Origin of the sequence: Cupriavidus basilensis (assembly GCF_029335485.1) — a bacterium.
In the GTDB taxonomy this organism is placed as follows: Bacteria; Pseudomonadota; Gammaproteobacteria; order Burkholderiales; family Burkholderiaceae; genus Cupriavidus; species Cupriavidus basilensis_E.
Map to the genome: position 1 here is coordinate 1 of NZ_JARJLM010000526.1, position 20,557 is coordinate 20,557.

A 20,557-nucleotide genomic window follows, 5' to 3' on the forward strand; every position below is an offset into this window, starting at 1 on the left:
GGCACCCAAAGCAGTGCTGGCTGAAGTGGTAGAGGCGGTGCTGGCGCACTTGCGTGGGCAGACGCCGCTCGTGTTGGCGATGCCATCGCCGCGCGCGTGGCTGATGCATACCAACCGGCTGGCCGGTGGCGCCGACGAAGACCTCGACCTCGACCTCGATTCCGTTGAGGATGCGGCGATGTACGTGGCCGACCTGATCCGCTCGGTCTCGACCTTCCCGATCTCGGGCCTGCTGCTGGAGGAGCAGGCGGATGACAGAGACCTCGGGTCGGACTTTGTCGAGCCTTACCGGTCGGTGATCAACGTTGCGCGGCACTATCGCTGGTCGGTGGCGCTGCGGCTGCCCGTTTTTGCCCAGGTGCCGGCCGAGGCGATGGCCGGGCTCGACGCGGTGATCGCCGGGGCTGGAGGCTATGACGGCTCACTTCCGTTCGGAAGCGACATCAGTGCGGCGTTTGCGGCCGGACAGGCCATTGCACCGCCTCCGACCGGACAGTTCCAATTCGTTGAGATCGCGCCGGGGCTGCGACCCGAGGCGGTGCTTGAGATGTTGGCGCGTCTGCGAGCCCTTTCGGCGTGATGCTGTTCATGCCGCGCCAGTTGTCAACGAAGGCGCCCGCAGGAGCGGGGCGGCTTCGTCCTGCGAATGCATTCGGGCTGCATCCACAGGCGTGTCATAGTCGGCGGCATGCTGCCGATTCTGGCGCTGACACTGGCAGCAGTGCTGGCCGGCACTGGACAGCCGTTGGTGGATGGGGGTGTGCTGGTCTGCCTGATGCTGGCCACGGTCCGATTGATCTATTTGGCGGGGGGCTAGTCCCCCTGTCTAAGACGTTACTCCAGCCAGGGATCGTACCTGCGTTGACATCCGCTTTTCAGGAGGTTTTTCGATGAATCTCATTTCCGCCACGCCGCCCGTAGCGGGCAAGGTCCCTGTCGATCGCATTCCGGTCAGCCTGCTCACCGGCTTCCTGGGCGCGGGCAAGACCACTTTGCTGAACCATTGGGTCCACCAGCAAGGCATGGCTGGCGTGGCTGTACTGGTCAACGAGTTCGGCGAGGTCGGCATCGATCATCACCTTGTCGACGCCGTCAGCGACCGGATGTTGCTGCTCGACTCGGGCTGCCTATGTTGCAATATGCAGGGCGATCTGGTCGCCGCGCTGAAGAGCCTGTTCACGCGTGTCGCCCGCCGCGAGATTGCGCCGATCACGCGTGTAGTGATCGAGACCACCGGTCTTGCGGACCCGGTGCCGGTGCTCTACACACTGATGGAAGAGCCCTTTGTCTGTGCGCGTTATGTGTGCGCTGAGGTCATCACGGCGATCTCGGCGACCCATGGGCTGGAGCAGTTGCACGAATACGCCGAGAGTCGGCGACAGATCATGGCAGCCGACCGGGTGCTGATCACCAAATGCGACCAGGCGTCTACGGCGGAACTGGGGCGGCTTGAGGAGGAGTTGCAGTCGCTAAACCCACAGGCGAGCCGTGTTCAGGTGCGTCACGGTGTTGCCGATCTTGGCGTGTTACTGTCATCCACCGGTGTCTACGGTCGCACCGACCTGGCACCTGGTTTGCAGGCGTGGCTGGGCGCCGAGATTGCGCGCCAGAGCGAGGCCGCAGGGGGTATCAGTGGCGGTGAGGTGCCCAGATCAGGACGCTATCTGCCTCAAGCGCACAAGCGCGGACGCCATAGTGCCCATGTTCACAGCTTCGTCATCACTTTCGACCGGCCAGTGCCGTGGTTCGGCTTCGCGGTCGCGATGGGGCAGATCCTGCGCCGGCATGGTGCTGCGTTGCTGCGTGCCAAAGGCTTGATGTGCGTGGCAGGCGATGCGCACCCCCGGGTCGTACAGTGCGTGCAGGACGTGGCCTATCCGCCGGTGCGCTTGCGGGCCTGGCCGCACGAAAGGCCGTTTGAGGATGGTCGCGGGCGGCTAGTCTTCATCGTCCGGAATCTCGCTTCGGCGCAGATTGAGGCGATCCGCGCCACGTTCGCCGACCTGCCCAGTGACATCGCCGCGCTACGCGCAAGTGTCGCCGACTGGGAGCTGCCGACACGCTGCTGGCTCTCGCAGCGTGTACCGATGATTGCATCTTCGACGGTGCAGCATGACGCATGGCTGATCCAGCCACGGCACTTCCGTACCCTGACCAACGACCGCTGAAGGGAACCGTACGGGTGTATCTAACGAGGACAGTGGACCGTGGCCGGTCCGCAGTCCGGGCGAGGATGAGATGGAGTCGCTGATCATCCAGGTCAAGTGGCAGGCAAAGGGCTGGCGTGCATTTGCTGCCGAGGCCGATGCGGTCTGCGTCGGGCAGAGCAGCGGGGGGGCCTCGCCCCCGGACAGAATCTGCTCGTCGCTGATACTGCGGGTCGCCACTTGAGCTGAATGGGTGCTCGGCGGCCCGTTCGGAAGTCCCGATGCAACTGGCCCCGAGGTTGCATTCACCCTAGGCAACGCTTCAAATGTGTGCGAAAGCGGCACCATCGCCTGCCGCTCCTCGCTTGGGACAACGCCGCGCACCGGCACGTGAAACTGGACTGCGCCTGGCAACTGAAATTGTGGAGATGAGAGATGACACGTGAAGTGGTGGTGGTGAGCGGCGTGCGGACCGCGATCGGTACCTTCGGCGGCAGCCTGAAGGATCTTTCCCCGACCCAGATGGGTGCCATGGTGGTGCGTGAAGCACTGGCCCGCGCCCAGGTCAGCGGTGACGATGTCGGCCATGTGGTGTTTGGCAACGTGATCCAGACCGAACCACGGGATATGTACCTCGGCCGGGTGGCGGCAGTGGAGGGCGGCGTCACCATCGACGCGCCGGCACTGACCGTCAACCGCCTGTGCGGCTCGGGCCTGCAGGCCATCGTGAGCGCGGCGCAGTCCATCCTGCTGGGCGATACCGACGTGGCCATCGGCGGCGGGGCGGAAAGCATGAGCCGTGCGCCGTACCTGGCGCAGTCGGCACGCTGGGGCGCGCGCATGGGCGACGCCAAGATGCTCGACATGATGCTGGGCGCGCTGCACGATCCCTTCCATGGCATCCACATGGGCGTCACCGCCGAGAACGTGGCCAAGGAATACGACATCAGCCGCATCCAGCAGGACGAGGCCGCGCTGGAGTCGCATCGCCGTGCGTCGGCGGCGATCCGCGCCGGCCACTTCAAGGACCAGATCCTGCCGGTCACGCTGAAGGGCCGCAAGGGCGACGTCACCTTCGACACCGACGAGCACGTGCGCCACGACGCGGTCATGGAGGACATGTCCAAGCTCAAGCCGGTTTTCGTCAAGGAGAATGGCACGGTTACCGCGGGCAATGCCTCGGGCCTGAACGACGCCGCCGCCGCCGTGGTCCTGATGGAGCGTGCCGAGGCCGAGAAACGCGGCCTCAAGCCGCTGGCCCGCCTGGTCTCCTACGCGCATGCCGGCGTCGATCCCAAGACCATGGGCATCGGCCCGGTGCCGGCCACGAAGAAGGCGCTGGAACGCGCTGGCCTGACCGTGGCCGACCTCGACGTGATCGAAGCCAACGAGGCCTTTGCCGCACAGGCCTGCGCGGTCACCAAGGCGCTCGGGCTGGATTCGGCCAAGGTCAATCCGAACGGTTCAGGCATCTCGCTGGGCCACCCCATCGGCGCCACCGGAGCGCTGATCACGGTCAAGGCCCTGTACGAGCTGCAGCGCGTGCAAGGCCGCTATGCGCTGGTGACCATGTGCATCGGGGGCGGGCAGGGTATTGCTGCGATTTTTGAGCGGGTCTGAACTAAGGCCAAACCATCGCGCTTGGCACTGGGCGAGGGAGGAGCAGTTGGGGCGTGGCAAAAAGAAGGGGAAATCCGGCAGGAAGTGTTGAGGATCATTACTCATAAGTCAGCAAACTAGCGGACAGATGGGTACCTGAAGAACGAGCGCACGAGCTTTGGGTTGCGTTAATTTTTAGGGAGGTGCCGATTTGAAGTCAAACGGCTAGCCGGAGGTGCGGCAGATCTCGCGAATTGCGGCCAATCCTCTTTAACGGCCGAGATCTGGAAAACCCAACTGCACGCGCGCCCGGCGATCAGGCCGGGCAGATGGCCTGTGCCGTCTGGAACAGCTCGGGCACGATCTCCCGCACAAGCCGCTCCCGTGGATAATCGTGCCCAGCAGCCGAGACGCTGATGGCGGCGAGCGGGAACTGCCTCCCGTCGCGGACCAGCACTGCCGCGCCGACCTGGTTCTGCAGCACCTGACTTTCGGTGAGCGCGTAGCCGTCTTCGCGGGCCTGGCGAATGGCGGCGAGCAGTTCATCGGGCTCGACCAGGGTGCGCGCCGTGAACGGCTGCCGCGGCGAGCGCTGCAACACCGAGAGCACTGCATCGTCGTCGAACTGCGTCAGCAGCATGCGTCCCGCGCTGTTGCTCCAGGCCGGCATACGACGGCCCGGCAGCATCTCGTTCAGTGTCAGTTGCCGGCTCGGCAAGCGCAGCAGGTAGATCATGTCCTGCCCCGCCAGCACGCTCATGTTCACCGCCAGCCCGCAGCGGTCGCGCAAGGCGACCAGATGCGGCGCCGCCATCGCGACCAGCCGGTCATTGCGCAGGAAGAAGTAGCCCAGCTCAACCACGCGAGGCCCAAGCCGGTAGCGCCGCGATTCCGGGTCTTTCACCAGGTAATTCAGTTGCTCCCAGGTGTAGACGAAGCGCTGCGCCGCGCTCTTGCCCAGGCCGGTGACGCGCGCGATGTCGGTCAGTCCCAGCGATTCCGCGCTGTCACGGAAAGCCTCCAGCACGCGCATGCCCTTTTCCAACGAACCCACGAACAACGGATCGTCGGCGCGCTGGGCGGCGGTCGGTGTTTCCGTGTTGTCCTCGGGCGAGGTGGCGCCAGTGAGTCTGCCGCGCGGGTCCTTGGATGAAATCGTCATGGTGTCTCGGCAAAAGCTGATCGGGGAGGCTGGCGTGGATTGTCTCCGCTGCGGAATCCCCGTATGATGAATGAATAAACAATACAGTGTATTGTATAGCAATACAAGTGAGAATCCAATGACGAGCAAGCAGCCCTTGTGCCACTTGAGCGCGATGGCACTCCGGACCGAAATCGGTGCCGGACGGGTCAGCGCTACAGAGGTGGTAACCGCGCACCTGGCGCAGATCGAGACCTGGAACCCGCGGGTCAACGCCATCGTGACGCTCGATGCGGAGCGCGCCCTGGCGCAGGCTGCCCGTGCCGACCAGGCACAGGCCAGCGGCGCCCCGCTGGGCTTGCTGCACGGCTTGCCGATCGCGCACAAGGACTCATTCCTGACTGCGGGCATGCGCACCACTTATGGCTCACCGGTCTATCGCGATTTCATTCCCGAGCGGGACAGCCTGATCGTGACCCGCGAACGTGCGGCTGGCGCCATCACGCTGGGCAAGACGAACCTGCCGGAGTTCGGCGCGGGGTCGCAGACCTTCAACACCGTGTTCGGCCCCACCCGCAACCCGTACGACCTCGGCAAGACCGCGGGCGGCAGCAGCGGCGGGGCGGCCGCGGCTCTGGCTTGCGGCATGGTGCCGCTGGCCGATGGCACCGACATGGGCGGCTCGCTGCGCAACCCGGCGTCGTTCTGTAATGTGGTCGGGCTGCGTCCGTCCGCCGGCCGCGTGCCGCAATGGCCCACGGCCAGCCCGTACAACGCGCTGACCGTGGCGGGGCCGATGGCCCGCACGGTGGCTGATGTGGCGCTGCTGCTGGCCGCCACGGCCGGCCCCGACGCGCGCGATCCGCTGTCGATCGAACAGGATCCGCGCTGCTTCCTGGGCGCGCTCGAGCGCGACTTCAAGGGCACCCGCATTGCATTCGCGCCCACTTGGGGCGGCTTGCCCACGCAGCCGGCGGTGGTGCAGGCGCTCGATCGCCAGTTGGCGGTCTTCGAAGCGCTCGGCGCGCTGGTCGACATGGACTGCCCCGATTTCTCCGGCGCCGATGCATCGTTCCAGGCCCTGCGCGGGCAAGCTTTCGCGGTGGGATATGAAATGCTCCTACGGGAAAAACGCGACCAGCTCAAGGACTCGGTCATCTGGAACATAGAACTGGGCCTGCAGCAGGCGGGCTCGGTGCTGGTGCAGGCCGAACGCCAGCGCGCGGCGCTGTTCGCGCGCATGCACGCCTTCATGCAGACCCACGAATTCCTGATCGGCCCAGTCAGCCAGGTGGTGCCGTTCCCAGTCGAGCACGAGACCGTGCATGAGATCGAGGGAACGCCCATGCACAACTACATCGACTGGATGCGTTCGGGCTACTACCTGTCGTTGACCGGCCACCCGGTCATCTCGGTGCCGTGCGGCTTTACCGCCGACGGCTTGCCGGTCGGCATCCAGATCGTGGGCCGCTACCGCGACGAACTCGGCGTGCTGCAACTGGCCCGCGCCTTTGAACAAGCGACGCAGTTCTGGCTCCAGGCGCCGCGACTGCCCGACTGATTGCCACCTAAACCAAAGCAAGGGAGTTTCAGATGATCAAGCAGATACTCAACGCCGTCGTGTTTGGCGTCGTCTCCACCGCCTCGCTCTGCGCAAGCGCGCAGACCTACCCGACCAAGCCGGTCACCCTGGTGGTGCCGTTTCCGCCGGGCGGATCCGCCGACGTCATCGGTCGCCTCCTTGCCGCCAAGCTGGCACAGAACCTGGGCCAGTCTGTGGTGGTCGAAAACCGCCCGGGCGCCAATACCAGCCTCGCGGCCGCCGCAGTGGCGCGCGCGGCGCCGGACGGCTACACCGTCATGATCTCCGGGGCCCCCACGTATACGGTGAACCCGCTGCTCTATCAGAACCTGAAGTACGACCCGCTCAAGAGCTATGAGTACGTGGCGGCGGCGGGAAGCACGTCGTTCGTGATCCTGACCAACCCGCAAACCAAACTCAACAGTCTCGGCGATCTGACCACCCGCTCCTCCGAGCAGCCGCTGAGCTTCGGCTCGTTTGGCAATGGCTCGACGCCGCACATGGCCGGCGAGTTCCTGGCCCAGAAGACCGGCGTCAAGCTCCAGCACGTGCCCTACCGCGGCAGCGCGCCGGCGATGACCGACCTGATCGGCAACCAGATCCCGCTGTCGATTGACACCCTGGTCGCCGCGCTGCCGCAGATCAAGGCAGGCAAGGTCAAGGCGCTCGCGTTGACGGGCCACGCGCGTTCGGCGCTGGTGCCCAATGTGCCCACTGTGGCCGAAAGCGGTGTGGCCGGCTACGACTTTGAAACTTGGTTTGGCATCGTGGTGCCGCGCGGCACACCGGCCCCCATCGTGGCACGCCTGGCCAAGGGTGTGAGCACCGCAATGGCCGATCCGGACACGCGCACCAAGCTGCGCGATCAGGGATTCGAGTCGACCTTCCTCGACGCAGCAGCGTTCCGGCGCAAGGTGGAAAGCGAGTTGGATCGCAACGCGGGCATCATCAAGGTGGCGGGAATCACCGCCGACTGATCGTTGCATCGCAGCCCTGTCGCCGGCGAGTCGGTTTAGCCAAGCCGATGCACTGCCCATGGCACAGGCCACTGGGCGGTGACGCGCTACGGCTACGACGAGCGGGACTACGACTCCACTTGCATCACGATGATTGCGCCAGGAAATCGTCGGAAATGGGGTGATCGTACTATCCGTGCAAAACATAGCGGTAGCAAGGCGCGGAGCCGCCTGTAGCGAGCAATGCGTTTTGCGCGATCGGAGTATTTATAAGCCCCTGATAGATAATCACTTTCCGGGGCAAACCGCCAGAAAATGCACGGATAGTACGATCACCCCATCTACCCGCCGTGCACACCGGTTGCACACGCGCTTACCCATCAGGGCGCGATCGTCTTTGGCATGCTCATCAGGCCCAGTGTGGTGTTACGGAAGGCGCCGTCCGGCCACGCTACGGCGACCTGCACCGCCTGCAGGCAAGAATTGTCTGCGAGTGGATCATGCCTGGTTGGGGGATTTATAAGTCATTGTTAGATTGGCCTTTCTGCAGCTTACCGGCTGAAAATGCTCGAAAAGCGCGATGACCTCAACCTGTACTGCAAACTTCAGCCAACAGCTACCTTTAAAACCTCCGTCAGCCAATCGCTGAACGCCTGGAGTCGCCGTGACAGGTGTCGGCGATGCGGATAGACCAGATGGACCGAGATTGACGGTGCTGGCCACGCTTGCAGCACCTCGACCAGCTCGCCTGCCGACAGGTGATTCTTGACGTCGAAGGCCGGGATCTGGATCAAGCCCAACCCGGCGAGGCAGCTGGCGATATAGGTCTCGGCGTTGTTCACCACCACCACGCCATCCATCCGCAGGGTCCGCAGGGACCCGTGCTCCATCCACTCCCAGGGTAAGACGCGTCCGCTCGTGGGAGACGCGTAGTTGACGGCTCGATGACCGGGCAGATCGGCAGGTGACTGGGGCACGCCGTGCTTCGACAGATAGGCCGGGCTGGCGCAGTTGACGAGCTGCAGCTGGCCCAATGGCCGCGCCACCAGGCTGCTGGTGGAGAGCTTCCCCACGCGCAGGGCGCAGTCGATGCCTTCCTGCACCAGATCGATCATACGATCGCTAGAGCCCAACTCCACCACCATGCCAGGATGGCGCTCGAAGAACATCGGCAACGCCGGGGCCACCAGCCGGCGCGCGATGCGGCTGGGCACGTCCACCCGCAGGCGCCCGGAAAGCGCCACGCCCTGCGGGCGGAACAGCTGCTCCAGTTCCTCGGCATCAGCCACCAGCGTGGCGGCGCGTTGCAGTAGCGCCTCGCCGTCCTGCGTCAGGCTCACTCGCCGCGTCGTGCGATTGAGCAAGCGCACGCCCAGGCGTGCTTCCAACTGCTGGATGGCCAGCGACACGGTAGGTCGCGGGAGCCCCATCTGGTCCGACGCAGCGGTGAAGCCGCCGCTGTGCGCCACACGCTGGAAGATGCGCAGCTGGTCGATCAGGTCCATGGCTTTATTGGTAGCAAATCATGACTAGTCAATCTAATAAATTGAAGTTTATCGGTCAAGTTATGACCAATAGAATCCTTTAGCCATCCCCCCTGACCGGAGTCCTCCATGTCCAAGCACACCATCCCTGGAAAAGTTATCCTGATCGCCGGCGGCGCCAAGAACCTGGGCGGCCTGATCGCCCGTGACCTCGTTGCCCACGGCGCCAGGGCCGTGGCCATTCACTACAACAGCGATGCCAGCAAGGCCGACGCAGACGCCACGGTGGCCGCCCTCGAGAGCGCGGGTGCCAAGGCCGTCGCGCTGCAGGCCGACCTGACTACGGCCAGCGCCGTCGAAAAGCTGTTCGCCAATGCAGTAGCTGCCGTCGGCCGCCCGGACATCGCCATCAACACAGTGGGCAAGGTGCTGAAGAAGCCGATCGTCGAGATCAGCGAAGCCGAATACGACGAGATGAGCGCGGTCAACGCCAAGTCAGCATTCTTTTTCCTCAAGGAAGCCGGCAAGCATGTCAACGACGGCGGCAAGATCTGCACGCTCGTCACTTCGCTGCTGGGCGCCTTCACGCCGTTCTACGCCTCCTATGCCGGTACCAAGGCGCCGGTCGAGCATTTCACAAGAGCGGCCGCCAAGGAGTTCGGCGAGCGCGGCATTTCGGTAACTGCCGTCGGCCCAGGCCCGATGGACACGCCGTTCTTCTATGGTCAGGAGAGTACCGACGCGCAGGCCTATCACAAGACGGCCGCGGCGTTGTCTCCCTTCAGCAAGACCGGGCTGACCGACATCGAGGACGTGGTCCCCTTCATTCGCCATCTGGTGAGCGACGGCTGGTGGATCACCGGACAGACTATCCTGATCAACGGCGGGTACACGACGAAGTAAGCCGGGACGCTGTGCCGCCTCGTTTTTGGCTGAAGAGGCGGCCGGCCTTGCGAGCCGGTGGCCTGTGGGTGAACGGCTATCCCGGCGTTGCCCCGACCTTGGGCGGTTTCGCCCTTGCCCTATCCGGCCTGATGAGGGGGGCGCTGAAGCGGGTGGGCGCAGGCGTAGCGATAGGGGTGGCGAGCATATACGGGCCTGGTCTGCTCACACCTTTGCACAGCGGCACGTTCCAATCACCCCGCGCAAGCGTTACGCCGAGGAGCGCCGACGGGGTCCCGCCGGCGCTTCGGCGTCGGCGCTAACGCTCCTCGATGGCTCAAGTGAGCTCGCACCGCATGCAGAGAGCAGATGCCTGTGCTGCACGTTGAAATGCCGCCGACATTTTGATTTTTGCGGGGACCTGATCAGCAGGGAACAGGGAAAATCCCCAACGCGCAAAGTAGGCTGGGGCAGTGGTAGACAACAGGTAGGCCTCGCGCACTTCGGTCCCGCGAGCCTGCATCAATAGCGCTTCGACCAGTTGGCTGGCGATACCCCTGTCACGAAATGTCAGCTCGACCGCTACCGAGCGGATAAGGATCGCCTCACCGTGCCCTTCTGCTGCCGCGCACCCGATGACCCGACCATCTGCCAGAGCAATTTGGAACGAATCGATGATGTCGGAGACATCCTCCGTGGGCAGTCCGCAGCACTCAAGCAGTTCGGAAATTTGCTGGTAATCGGTTTGAGAGGCCGCGCGCAAACGAACGTCGGTCAACATTTCGACTAGGTCTCCAGGTTGCGCCGCCCCGGACGGGGAGAGGTCGGCTGCACTCGATGATCGCCTGATGGCATCTGCCCGCCATTTTTGTCATGCCGCCTTGGCCTGGCCCGGCTGAAGGGGGGCAGCGTCATTCGCGGGCTCGGCCAACATAGCCGGCACCCTACCACACTTGGTCCCGCAAGCCGGCTCTTCCGGCTATGGGCGTTTGAGAGTGATGATGCCTACTGCCGGAGCGGCACGGCTTCCGATGCCGGGCGATCTGGCCCTTGAGCATCGCCAGGCAGATCAAGCATGCGGGCATTGTCAGGTTGCCGGCTCGGTCGCGTAAGATGGCGCTATGAAGAAGGCAAGCTCGCTCCATCGCGGCCATCGCTATCCCGCCGCGGTCATCAGCAGCGCGGTGCGTTGGTACCTCCGGTTCAATCTGAGCCTGCGCGACATCGAGGAGCTGCTGTTCGAGCGAGGCGTGGTCGTAACCTATGGGACCATCCGTTGCTGGTGTGACAAATTCGGGGCCCACTTTGCTCACCGGGTGAAAGCCGAGCGGCGCAAACCGGGAAACGCCTGACATCTCGATGAGATGTTCGTGACGCTCGCGTGGCGCGCCACACCTGCTGTGGCGCGCAGTAGACGAGCATGGCGCCGAACTCGACATCCTGCTGCAAAAGCGGCGCGACAAGGCTGCGGCCAAACGCTTCTTCAAGCGGCTGCTTCGCTCATGCCCAGTACCGAGCAAGATCGTCACCGATCAGTTGCGCAGCTATCCTGCGGCAAAGGCTGACGTTCCGGAACTGGCGAACGTGAAACATGTGTTCGTCAATGCCAGCGCTCGCGTGAATTCAAGCCAGCATGCGCTGGATCTCCAGCCGCGCGCATTCGGCAAACCAGTCGGCCGACGCGTCCAGCCTGTGGCCCTTGCGCGTGACGAGGCCCAGGGGCAGGCTGGGCAGGGGCTGGCGCACGACAATCTCCTTGGAAACGCCGGCCAGCCAGGGCACCGAGAGGATGGGCCGGGGCGTGGGAACAATGGCGGCCCCTTCGGATGAAAGTACCAGCGATGCCATGGAGGAGGTGCATTCCATGGCCTGGCCCAGCGCGCCCACGCTATGGCTGGCTAGCCAGCGTCTTACCGCCTCGCTGATGCCGCCGCGCGAACTGTCCAGCAGCCAGGGAGCGGCATGGGCCAGGTCGGCTAGGTCATAGGATTGCGGCACCGGGTGCTTGCTGCGGCTGCGTGAAGCGGAGGCGGGCAGGCGGCCTGCGAGCGCGATTTCCAGCTCTCCCAGATTCTCAAATGCGAGGTCCGAGCCCTGCGCCCCGGGCAGTACGGCCGCGATGGCCAAGTCGATGGTGCCATCGCGCAGCATGGGCAGGGTCTGGGACAGAAAGGCATCGCGGATGCTCAGCGGAGCGTGGGGAAAGCGTTGCCGAAAGCGCGAGACGGTCTCGGTCAGGCAGACCAGCGAGAACGTGGGCGTGACCGCCACCTTGACGGGCGGACTGCCGAGGCCTTGCCTGTGGCGCACGGCGGCGCGCGCCTCGTCCATCTGGGCGAGTATGAGCTTGGCATGGGCCAGTAACTCCGCGCCCACAGGCGTGAGGCTCACGCCCTGCGGGTTGCGTTGCAGCAAGGAGGCCTGCATGTCCAGCTCCAGTTCGCGCAAGGCCTTGGTCAAGGCGGTCTGGGACAGCGACAAGGACTGGGCTGCGCGCCGGATGCTGCCGTGCTCGGCCACGGCGACCAGTGCATGCATCTGGTGTTTTTTCATGAGGGCTGATCGCGTCGCCAGGTGGAGATGACAACCAAAAGTGTGCGCCCTGAGATTTTACCGCTACCACCTGCATTGACCCAGCGCGCATAGTCGCAGGCACAACGATCAAAACTCCCAGGAGACGCCCCGTGCATTCCACCACTCAGGCCGCAACGCCCATTCGAGAACCATTTGACCAGGACAAGGGCGAGCAGGATCGCATCTACGCCAAGGTCACTCTGCGCCTGATCAGCTTTTTGTTCATCGGCTATGTGTTTGCCTTCATAGACCGCACCAACGTGGGCTTTGCCAAGCTGGGCATGCAGGCCGAGCTTGGCTTTAGCGAAGCCGTGTTCGGCCTGGGCGCGGGTATTTTCTTCGTGAGCTATTTTCTGCTCGAAGTGCCCAGCAACATCATGCTGGGCCGCTTTGGCGCGCGCCGCTGGATCGCGCGCATTCTGATCACGTGGGGCCTGCTGTCAGCGGCCACCTTGCTGGTGAAGACACCTACGCAGTTCTACGCGGTGCGCTTCTTGCTGGGTGGGGCCGAGGCGGGCTTCTTCCCCGGGGTGATGCTGTATCTGACGCAGTGGTACCCGGCCGAGCGCCGCAGCCGCGTGATCACCTTGTTCATGGCCGCCATTCCCGTAGGCAGCTTGCTTGGCGGCGTTGTCTCTGGCTGGATCTTGCAGCACTTCGCAAGCAGCTCCCTCATGGCTGCGTGGCAGTGGCTGTTTCTGCTCGAAGGCGTGCCTGCCGCGCTGGTGGGCGTGATCGCGCTGTGGTATCTGGATGACGGCATAGACCAGGCGCGCTGGCTCAGCCCAGCGGAAAAGCAGATGCTCAAGGCCCATGTGGCCAGCGATGGTAACCAAGCCATGACGCACAGCGTGGCCCAGGCGATGCGCTCGCCCCTGGTTTGGCTGCTGGCCTTCGTCAACTTCGCCTATCTGGCCGGGGTGACGCTGATGTTCTGGATGCCCAGCATGCTGCGCGACGCGGGCGTCAAGAGCACCGTGACCATCGGCTGGATGGTGGCCGCGCCGTTCGCGCTGGCCGTGGTGGGCATGCTGGCTCTGGGGCGCACCTCGGACCGTTTGCGCGAGCGGCGCTGGCATACGGCGATTCCCGGGCTGATCAGCGTCCTGGGCGTGGCCTTGATGCCGTTTGCGATGGGCGACGCCAACTTGCTTTTGATGGTATCGCTGCTGGCTGTGACGGGCAACGTGGTAGCCAATGCCTTGTACTGGAATCTGCCAACGGCCCTGCTTTCGGGCCCAGCGGCCCTGGTGGGCATTGCCTTCATCAACGCCTTCGGGCAGATGGCGGGCTTCCTGGGCCCCACGGTGTTTGGCAAGCTGTTCACGGTAACAGGTTCGGCCACCACGGGGCTTTACTTGCTGGCCGCAATGCTGGCCCTGGGCAGCCTGGCCGTGCTCGTGATTCCGCGTCGGCTGGTGAACCGCTGAGCGCAAGCACTGCCACTTCCTTCGATTCTCCGCGTGGCCCGGGCACTTTCGGGGCGCGTCTTTTCCATACCGCAGCAAGGAGTTCAGGCCATGGCGCCCGAATGTAGCTCTCTGATCCAACAAGGACCACAAGAACAACGAGGCCTGGGCGCGGCCCAGGATTTGTATGAACTCAGCGCCGAGGTGCAGACCCATACCTTTCGCAACATGCCGGCGCTATATCCGGTGCGGATCGTGCCGCGCGGCGCGCAGGTTCGTGCGCTGGGGCGGGGCCCGGAGATCGATCCGCGCTACGAGGTCGATGGCCAGAGCCTCGATGCCCAGGCCTTCATGGCGCGCAACGACGTGACCGGCCTGCTGGTGATGAAGGGCGACGACGTCGTGCTCGAGCGCTATGCCCAGGGCAATGACGAGGGCACGCGCTGGACCTCGTTTTCCGTGGCCAAGTCCATCTCCTCCACCCTGGTAGGGGCGGCGCTGCACGATGGTGCCATTGCCAGCCTCGACGATTCGGTGGTGCGCTACGTGCCCGCGCTCAAGGGATCGGGCTATGAGGGCGTGACGGTGGAGCAGGTGCTGAACATGACATCCGGCCTGCGCTGGGACGAGACCTACCGCAATCCAGGATCGGACAGGCGTGCCATGTTCGCAGCCCAGCTCAGCCTGGTGCCGGGCAGCATCCTGAAGGTGCTCGCGCAGTTGCCGCGCATGCATGCGCCGGGAACGGTGTTCAACTACAGCACGGGAGAGTCGTTCCTGCAGGCCGAGATCGTGAGCGCCGCCACGGGCATGAGTGCCGCCAGCTACCTGTCGAAAAAAATCTGGCAGCCCTTGGGGATGGAACGAGATAGCTTCTGGCAGCTGGACAGCCCTGATGGCATGGAGATAGGCAGCAGCGGCTTTGGCGCGGTGTTGCGCGACTATGGGCGCTTTGGCCGTTTCATCGCCAATGGCGGGTGTGTAGAGGGCCGTGCCGTGCTGCCGCCGGGCTGGGTGGACGACATTCCCAACCTGCCCGGGGACTCGGCGTTGCTCGACGTCAAGCCCTATGCGGGAGGCCATGCCCTGGGCTATCACCGCCAGTGGTGGCTGCTGCCCCAGGGCGAGAAGGCCTTGCCGGCCCATGGTCCCGGGGCGTTCTCGGCCATAGGCGTGTTCGGCCAGTACCTCTACATCAACCGCGATGCCGACGTGGTGGCCGTGCTCTGGGGCTCGGCGTCGGCGCCCGAGATGCCCGCTTACGAGGGCGAGATACTCGCATTCCTGGGCGCGGCCGTGCAAGCCGCGGGCCAAGCGGGTTAACGGTCCTGGACCACCGGGCGCGGGCGCCCCATGCCACTGCCTTTCCTACCAGATGCGAACTTAGGTCAGCTATCTGGTACCCCCTTGACGACTTCCCAAGTGAAAGCCGTGGCGCCGCAGAGCCTTGCTGCAGGCGGCTCCAAGCCCGACTACCGCCCCGAAAGATTCCGTCCTTTTCGCAGAAGAACGCCACGGGCTTCATCTACTTTTCCTCTTGGGCCGACGCCCCTTCGGTCCAGCCCCACTACAGGACCTTCAACCCTACTACGGACGTCTCCGCCCCTGTTCCCCGTATCGGTACTCTCATCCTTGCGGAGACTTTCCGCTTGGATTTATCCCTTCGCATCGGGACGATAGGTTCCCAAATTCCTTGTCGAAGCCTGCATCAAAGTCACGCCACCTTTGTGCCGGCTGCCGATTAGGCCGTCAGCAGGCATCGCCCAAGCTTGTCCCGGAGCGTGCAATCCCCCCAGACCCGCGCATTATTCCGCCCGACCTGCCTCTCCAATCCGCAACGCAAAACGAATCCGCTCGCCGGCAATGCCGGTCATGTTGTCGTCACATCCGCCAAGTACATTTTCATTCGAACATAAATCTTGCGCGAATGAACAAATGAGCCTGAGCCGCCGTCAACGAGACATCCTCGACTGGTTGCACGAAGTCGACCAGCTGAGCACTGAGCAACTGGCCGGCCACTTCAACGTGAGCAGCCAAACGATCCGTCGCGACATCAACGATCTCGATGAACAAGGCCTGGTCAAGCGCGTGCACGGCGGGCTGAGCCTGCCGACGAACCAGCACAATAAGAGTTTCCTGCAGCGAAGCAATGTCCAGATCGAACGCAAGCGCCGTATCGCGCAGGCGGCCGTCGGTCTCATGCAGGACGACGCGACGATCTTTCTTGGCTATGGCACGACGGTGGCGGAATTCGCGCGTGCCCTTCCTCCGGACCGGCCGCTACGCGTGGTGACGAACAACATCGATGCCGTACGGGCTTTGGCCGACAAACCTGGGATAGAGACCTGGGTGGCTGGCGGCAAGCTGCGGCCAGCCGACCGCGATGTGATGGGAAGCGCCACGCTCGACTTCCTGCGCAAGTTCCGCGCGCACTTCGCGATCTGCGGCGTGGGCGCCGTGAGCGCCGACGGCACGCTCTACGAATTCCAGCCGGACGAAGCCGAATTGACCCAGGTCCTCCTCACGCACAGCCATCGCAGGCTGCTGCTTGCCGACAGTAGCAAGTTTCTGCGCGAGGCGCCCTGCAGGGTGGCGACGCTCGAACAGGTCGATCACTTCTTCACCGATGCCGACGTCTCCGCCGAACTGCAAGCGCTCTGCGAGCGCGCGGGCGTGGAGACGCACCTTTGCTAAATGCCATGGCATGCCGGAACGGGACCAACGACTCGCGTATCGGCGGGCCCGACGTACCCCGACATACCAGACGCGAACGCGCTCGCGCGGCGTCGAAAACAAACCCCATGAAGCGTACCGGCACAGTCTTTCCCTCGCAGCCGAGCCTGCTCTAGGTACGCCCCTCGGTTGTCGCAGTACTCGCCATTGCGGCCGCCCGAATGACCACGAAGCCCATCGCAACGATTCTTGCTCGGACTGCAACTGACCAATCTCATGACTAGACCAATCCCTATACATCAAGAAACAAGCCGATCCATGCTGGGCATTGGTGCGCTATGCATCGTGTTGTTGCTGGGTGGCTGCGGTGGCGACGACAACGCGACGACGCCAACCACCCCGGCCAACCCCGGCGGCACTACGCCAGCGGCCTGCACCACGGCGCACTGCGCGCCAGCGCCCTGACTGAGGCACACCAAGATTTTGCCCGAGCAACCCGCAATCCTTGATCCGGTATGACCTTCAATCCTTCCAAACGCAAGTTCCTGCGCTCCTCCCTTGGCACCGCTGCCGCTGCCGCGACGCTTTCCACCTTCCCTCCGAGCATCCGGCGCGCGCTAGCCATCGAGGCCAACAACGCCACCGGCACCATTCAGGACGTCAAGCACGTGGTGATGGTGATGCTCGAAAACCGCGCCTTCGACAGCTACTTCGGCACCTTCAAGGGCGTGCGCGGCTATGGCGACCGCCATCCCATTCCGCTGGCCAATGGTCGCAATGTCTTCTACCAGACCGATGCGCTCGGCAACACTGTCACCCCGTACCACCTCGACGTGGCGAAGGGCAACGCGCAACGCGCTGGCGGCACGCCGCACACGTGGCCCGATGCGCAGGCAGCGTGGGATCACGGCCGCATGAATAAGTGGCCGAGCGCCAAGACGCCACTGTCGATGTCGTACTTCGAGAATACCGAGGTGCCGTTCCACCGTGCCCTGGCAGATGCATTCACGCTGTGCGACGCCTATCACTGCTCGATGCACACCGGCACCATTCCGAACCGGCTTTTCTACTGGACTGGCACCAACGGCCCGAGCGGCTCCAACGTGGCGGCCATGGTGAACGAGTTCAATGGCGGCAACGATGTCGGGCCGTCCTCGCAGGGCTGGACGTGGACCACCTACGCCGATCGCCTGGAGGCAGCCGGCGTGCCCTGGAAGGTCTACCAAACCTTGAACGACAACTTCGGCTGCAACGAGTTGATGTGCTTCCGCCACTGGCGCGCCGCCATCGAGTCGATGCCAGTAGCGCGCCGTCCGGTAGCCCTCCCTGCCATCTCGCCCGCGTACGATCCCACAATCGACGACGCGCTCAGCCCGCTTGCAAAGGGGTTCGGCAACACGATGCCCGACGGGTTCCTGCAGACGTTCCGTGACGACGTGCAGAACGGCACGCTGCCCTCGGTGTCGTGGATCGTTGCGCCGTCCACCTACAGCGAACACCCCGGCCCCTCCAGCCCAGCGCAAGGCGGCTGGTACATCCAGCAAGTCCTGGACGCGCTCACCGCGAATCCGGACGTCTGGAGCAAGACCGTGCTGCTGATCAACTACGACGAGAACGACGGCTTCTTCGACCACCTGCCGCCGCCGTCGGCACCGTCGCGCAACCCCGATGGCACCTTGGCCGGCGCGAGCACGCTGTCAGACGCCGACATGGCCTTCGAGTACTTCAACTATACACCGGCGACTTCGAACCAGCTGACGATGGACGGCAAACCCTTCGGCCCCGGTCCGCGCGTGCCGCTTTGGGTGATCTCGCCGTGGAGCCGTGGCGGATGGGTCAACTCGCAGACGTTCGACCACACCTCCACGCTGCTCTTTCTGGAGAAGCGGTTTGGCGTGCGCGAGCCCCAGATCGGCGCGTATCGCCGCGCCGTTTGCGGCGACCTGACGTCCGCCTTCAACTTTGTGAATCCGAACAAGGAGCGCATTCCCACGCTGGCCGGCCGCACGACCAAGGTGGCGGTCGACACCCTGGTGAAGACACAAGCCGCCATGCCCGCGATTCCGGTGCCCGCGGCGGCGAGCTTGCCGGTGCAGGAAGCCGGCTCCCGCCCTTCCCGCGCGCTGCCTTACGAATTGCACACCACCGCGCGTACCGACGCCTCGGGGACCGTCACGCTGCTGTTTGCTAACAACAGCACGAATGGCGTTGGTGCCGTGTTCCACGTCTACGACAAGCTTCATCTCGACAGCATTCCGCGACGCTACGTAGTGGAAGCAGGCAAATCCCTCGACGGGCTCTGGAGTACTGCCGCCGACACGGGCAGGTACAACCTCTGGGTGCTCGGCCCGAATGGCTACCACCGCGAATTCATCGGCGATACGAAAGAGCAGTCCACCGCGGGCGGCGTGGAAGTCCAGGTCTGCTACGCGTTGTGCGATCCGCCGCAGGTGCAGGTCAAGCTGTATAACCGCGGCACCAAGGCGGCCAACTTCAGCGTCAGCGCAACGGCTTACCGGACCGACGGTCCGTGGTCCGCGCGTGTCGAGGTAGGTCAGGTCGGCGAGCTGAACTGGGCGGTGGGCGAAAGCGGCGGCTGGTATGACCTTGTAGTCAACTGCGACGCCGCGCCTGCGTTCCAGCGCAGGTTCGCTGGCCGAATCGAAAACGGCAAGGACTCGGTCTCGGACCCGGCGATGGGCCAAGCGGCCTGAGCGACCAGGCGAGCGACACCCCGGCACGTGGTCCCGGGGCATTTTCACACCGCTATTTACGCAGATCGAAGCGGTCGAGGTTCATCACCTTGACTCAGTCTGCGACGAAGTCCTTCACGAACCTGTCCGCTCCGTTCTCGCTTGCGTAGACTTCGCAGAGTGTCCTTAGCCGGGCATTTGAACCGAATACAAGATCCACGCGCGATCCGGTCCACTTCACCTGTCCCGTCTGGATCGCGTCCTTCGAACCACATTGCGCGAGCGCCTTTCAAGCCGTTTCGCCTTGGGGCCGGTGGTCAAAAATCCGGGCGCGGCGGTGGCCGCTCCCGGTGTTACGTCCAAAACCAAAGCCGCCACGCAGCCGACTTCGATCAGGCGGCAGCGTGGCGGCGTACAAATGCCTTGTACGCGTTCTTAGCGTGTTCGGTCGGATGCCACATCTGGCCAATCGCACTTCAAACATCAGGAGATGCGGCTTCACGGGAAGCTGTTCAGCATGTTCCTGCCGGGCGACAATACAGATATCAGCGTCATCCAGTTGAAGCTGTTCACCCATAAAGAGATTTCGCGAAATGGACATCCCACGGATCTTCAACATCACTGAGAGCGCTCATCGCATCCATAACCCGATTACCCCCGAAAAGCTCGCCACGCTCGGTGCAGCTCTACGCCTGCAACCAGGGGCGCAAGTGCTCGATCTCGGCAGCGGTTCAGGGGAGATGCTATGTACCTGGGCACGCGATCACGGCGTTATCGGCACCGGCATCGACATGAGCCCACTGTTCACTGAGCAAGCGAAACGCCGTGCGGTAGAACTCGGCGTCGCCGATCAAGTCCGGTTCATCCATGGCGATGCCGCCGGCTATGTCTCTGACGAGAAAGCCTGTGTGGCGGCCTGTGTCGGTGCCACATGGATCGGCGGAGGAGTCGGCGGCACTATCGAGCTTTTGGCGCGCAGCCTGCGCGCCGGAGGGATCATCCTCATCGGTGAGCCCTACTGGCGGCAGTTTCCGCCGACGGAAGATGTGGCTAAGGGGTGTCTTGCCAACTCCATCTCCGACTTTCTCAAGCTTCCGGAACTGCTCGCGTCTTTCGGCCGCCTTGGCTACGACGTCGTCGAAATGGTCCTGGCTGACCAGGACGGCTGGGACAGATACGAGGCGGCCAAATGGCTCACCATGCGCTGCTGGCTTGAAGCAAATTCCGATGACGAGTTCGCGAAAGAGGTTCGAGCCCAACTGGCCTCGGAACCCGAGCGCTACACCACCTACACACGTGAGTACCTAGGCTGGGGTGTGTTCGCGCTGATGGCTCGGTGATGAGGACGGCTACGCAAGTGGAAGAAGGCCGAGAGCCGGACTGACGTCCTCGGTACGTCGCCTTTGCGTCAATAGCC

17 protein-coding genes and 2 pseudogenes are annotated in these 20,557 nt (G+C 63.9%); 14 read left to right on the top strand and 5 right to left on the bottom strand.

Going from position 1 to position 20,557, the window contains the following annotated elements; all coding sequences use genetic code 11:
* The 4 genes and pseudogenes from P3W85_RS32375 to bktB form a co-directional block, all read left to right on the top strand.
* Positions 1 to 580: pseudogene (locus tag P3W85_RS32375) on the top strand (hypothetical protein); the annotation flags it as partial.
* A gap of 310 nt (positions 581 to 890) precedes the next feature.
* The gene (locus P3W85_RS32380) at positions 891 to 2,168 is read left to right on the top strand and encodes a CobW family GTP-binding protein (protein WP_276267763.1); all 1,278 of its coding nucleotides are present in this window, start codon (positions 891 to 893) and stop codon (positions 2,166 to 2,168) included.
* Positions 2,169 to 2,238: 70 nt separating this feature from the next.
* The gene (locus P3W85_RS32385) at positions 2,239 to 2,391 is read left to right on the top strand and encodes a hypothetical protein (RefSeq protein ID WP_276267764.1); all 153 of its coding nucleotides are present in this window, start codon (positions 2,239 to 2,241) and stop codon (positions 2,389 to 2,391) included.
* Between the two features lie 191 nt (positions 2,392 to 2,582).
* Positions 2,583 to 3,767 (top strand): beta-ketothiolase BktB, encoded by a 1,185-nt coding sequence (gene bktB / locus P3W85_RS32390; RefSeq protein WP_276267765.1) that lies wholly within the window; start codon positions 2,583 to 2,585, stop codon positions 3,765 to 3,767.
* Positions 3,768 to 4,062: 295 nt separating this feature from the next.
* On the opposite strand, the gene P3W85_RS32395 is transcribed toward bktB, so the two are convergent.
* A complete protein-coding gene (locus tag P3W85_RS32395; RefSeq protein ID WP_276267766.1) occupies positions 4,063 to 4,908 on the bottom strand; it encodes an IclR family transcriptional regulator in 846 nt (281 codons plus the stop codon).
* A 118-nt stretch (positions 4,909 to 5,026) separates the two neighbouring features.
* Between P3W85_RS32395 and P3W85_RS32400 the strand changes: the two genes are divergently transcribed.
* Together P3W85_RS32400 and P3W85_RS32405 are read left to right on the top strand one after the other, a co-directional pair.
* Positions 5,027 to 6,448, top strand: coding sequence for an amidase (locus P3W85_RS32400; protein ID WP_017224422.1), 1,422 nt, complete (start codon positions 5,027 to 5,029; stop codon positions 6,446 to 6,448).
* Between the two features lie 32 nt (positions 6,449 to 6,480).
* Positions 6,481 to 7,446 carry a Bug family tripartite tricarboxylate transporter substrate binding protein gene (locus P3W85_RS32405; RefSeq protein ID WP_017224423.1) on the top strand — a complete coding sequence of 322 codons (966 nt, stop codon included), beginning with the start codon at positions 6,481 to 6,483 and terminating at the stop codon, positions 7,444 to 7,446.
* Positions 7,447 to 8,030: 584 nt separating this feature from the next.
* On the opposite strand, the gene P3W85_RS32410 is transcribed toward P3W85_RS32405, so the two are convergent.
* Positions 8,031 to 8,930, bottom strand: a complete 900-nt coding sequence (locus P3W85_RS32410) for a LysR family transcriptional regulator (RefSeq protein ID WP_276267767.1) — start codon at positions 8,928 to 8,930, stop codon at positions 8,031 to 8,033.
* A 108-nt stretch (positions 8,931 to 9,038) separates the two neighbouring features.
* Here P3W85_RS32410 and P3W85_RS32415 point away from each other — a divergent pair, with 108 nt between their 5' ends.
* Positions 9,039 to 9,812, top strand: coding sequence for an SDR family oxidoreductase (locus P3W85_RS32415; protein WP_017224425.1), 774 nt, complete (start codon positions 9,039 to 9,041; stop codon positions 9,810 to 9,812).
* 316 nt (positions 9,813 to 10,128) lie between these two features.
* On the opposite strand, the gene P3W85_RS32420 is transcribed toward P3W85_RS32415, so the two are convergent.
* Positions 10,129 to 10,572, bottom strand: coding sequence for a GNAT family N-acetyltransferase (locus P3W85_RS32420; protein WP_276267768.1), 444 nt, complete (start codon positions 10,570 to 10,572; stop codon positions 10,129 to 10,131).
* A 340-nt stretch (positions 10,573 to 10,912) separates the two neighbouring features.
* Here P3W85_RS32420 and P3W85_RS32425 point away from each other — a divergent pair.
* Positions 10,913 to 11,417: pseudogene (locus P3W85_RS32425) on the top strand (IS6 family transposase); the annotation flags it as partial.
* Here the strand turns inward: P3W85_RS32425 and P3W85_RS32430 are convergent.
* Positions 11,415 to 12,344, bottom strand: a complete 930-nt coding sequence (locus P3W85_RS32430; protein WP_346430307.1) for a LysR family transcriptional regulator — start codon at positions 12,342 to 12,344, stop codon at positions 11,415 to 11,417. The pseudogene P3W85_RS32425 and the gene P3W85_RS32430 sit on opposite strands and share 3 nt — an antisense overlap.
* Positions 12,345 to 12,475: 131 nt before the next feature.
* On the opposite strand from P3W85_RS32430, the gene P3W85_RS32435 reads away from it, so the two are divergent.
* From P3W85_RS32435 to P3W85_RS32455, 5 genes are all read left to right on the top strand, one after another.
* Positions 12,476 to 13,795: an MFS transporter gene (locus tag P3W85_RS32435; protein WP_276267769.1), complete on the top strand. Its 1,320-nt coding sequence runs from the start codon at positions 12,476 to 12,478 to the stop codon at positions 13,793 to 13,795.
* A 162-nt stretch (positions 13,796 to 13,957) separates the two neighbouring features.
* Positions 13,958 to 15,097, top strand: a complete 1,140-nt coding sequence (locus P3W85_RS32440; RefSeq protein ID WP_276267770.1) for a serine hydrolase domain-containing protein — start codon at positions 13,958 to 13,960, stop codon at positions 15,095 to 15,097.
* Between the two features lie 612 nt (positions 15,098 to 15,709).
* Entirely contained in the window at positions 15,710 to 16,468 is a 759-nt protein-coding gene (locus tag P3W85_RS32445; RefSeq protein WP_276267771.1) for a DeoR/GlpR family DNA-binding transcription regulator, read from the top strand.
* 297 nt (positions 16,469 to 16,765) lie between these two features.
* Positions 16,766 to 16,912, top strand: coding sequence for a hypothetical protein (locus P3W85_RS32450; RefSeq protein ID WP_276267772.1), 147 nt, complete (start codon positions 16,766 to 16,768; stop codon positions 16,910 to 16,912).
* A 50-nt stretch (positions 16,913 to 16,962) separates the two neighbouring features.
* Positions 16,963 to 19,161, top strand: coding sequence for a phosphocholine-specific phospholipase C (locus tag P3W85_RS32455; protein ID WP_276267773.1), 2,199 nt, complete (start codon positions 16,963 to 16,965; stop codon positions 19,159 to 19,161).
* A gap of 268 nt (positions 19,162 to 19,429) precedes the next feature.
* Here the strand turns inward: P3W85_RS32455 and P3W85_RS32460 are convergent, their stop codons facing one another.
* Complete coding sequence (locus tag P3W85_RS32460; RefSeq protein WP_276267774.1) at positions 19,430 to 19,741, bottom strand: hypothetical protein; 312 nt, start codon at positions 19,739 to 19,741, stop codon at positions 19,430 to 19,432.
* Here P3W85_RS32460 and P3W85_RS32465 point away from each other — a divergent pair.
* A complete protein-coding gene (locus P3W85_RS32465) occupies positions 19,734 to 20,480 on the top strand; it encodes an SAM-dependent methyltransferase (protein WP_276267775.1) in 747 nt (248 codons plus the stop codon). The genes P3W85_RS32460 and P3W85_RS32465 overlap by 8 nt on opposite strands.
* Positions 20,481 to 20,557 lie beyond the last annotated feature (77 nt).

What these genes read in the sequence shown, in the direction of transcription:
- P3W85_RS32380 (WP_276267763.1), top strand. Translation starts at nt 891, where the DNA reads ATGAATCTCATTTCCGCCACGCCGCCCGTAGCGGGCAAGGTCCCTGTC.
- P3W85_RS32385 (WP_276267764.1), top strand. Translation starts at nt 2,239, where the DNA reads ATGGAGTCGCTGATCATCCAGGTCAAGTGGCAGGCAAAGGGCTGGCGT.
- bktB (WP_276267765.1), top strand. Translation starts at nt 2,583, where the DNA reads ATGACACGTGAAGTGGTGGTGGTGAGCGGCGTGCGGACCGCGATCGGT.
- P3W85_RS32395 (WP_276267766.1), bottom strand. Translation starts at nt 4,908, where the DNA reads ATGACGATTTCATCCAAGGACCCGCGCGGCAGACTCACTGGCGCCACC.
- P3W85_RS32400 (WP_017224422.1), top strand. Translation starts at nt 5,027, where the DNA reads ATGACGAGCAAGCAGCCCTTGTGCCACTTGAGCGCGATGGCACTCCGG.
- P3W85_RS32405 (WP_017224423.1), top strand. Translation starts at nt 6,481, where the DNA reads ATGATCAAGCAGATACTCAACGCCGTCGTGTTTGGCGTCGTCTCCACC.
- P3W85_RS32410 (WP_276267767.1), bottom strand. Translation starts at nt 8,930, where the DNA reads ATGGACCTGATCGACCAGCTGCGCATCTTCCAGCGTGTGGCGCACAGC.
- P3W85_RS32415 (WP_017224425.1), top strand. Translation starts at nt 9,039, where the DNA reads ATGTCCAAGCACACCATCCCTGGAAAAGTTATCCTGATCGCCGGCGGC.
- P3W85_RS32420 (WP_276267768.1), bottom strand. Translation starts at nt 10,572, where the DNA reads ATGTTGACCGACGTTCGTTTGCGCGCGGCCTCTCAAACCGATTACCAG.
- P3W85_RS32430 (WP_346430307.1), bottom strand. Translation starts at nt 12,344, where the DNA reads ATGAAAAAACACCAGATGCATGCACTGGTCGCCGTGGCCGAGCACGGC.
- P3W85_RS32445 (WP_276267771.1), top strand. Translation starts at nt 15,710, where the DNA reads ATGAGCCTGAGCCGCCGTCAACGAGACATCCTCGACTGGTTGCACGAA.
- P3W85_RS32450 (WP_276267772.1), top strand. Translation starts at nt 16,766, where the DNA reads ATGCTGGGCATTGGTGCGCTATGCATCGTGTTGTTGCTGGGTGGCTGC.
- P3W85_RS32455 (WP_276267773.1), top strand. Translation starts at nt 16,963, where the DNA reads ATGACCTTCAATCCTTCCAAACGCAAGTTCCTGCGCTCCTCCCTTGGC.
- P3W85_RS32465 (WP_276267775.1), top strand. Translation starts at nt 19,734, where the DNA reads ATGGACATCCCACGGATCTTCAACATCACTGAGAGCGCTCATCGCATC.
- P3W85_RS32460 (WP_276267774.1), bottom strand. Translation starts at nt 19,741, where the DNA reads ATGTCCATTTCGCGAAATCTCTTTATGGGTGAACAGCTTCAACTGGAT.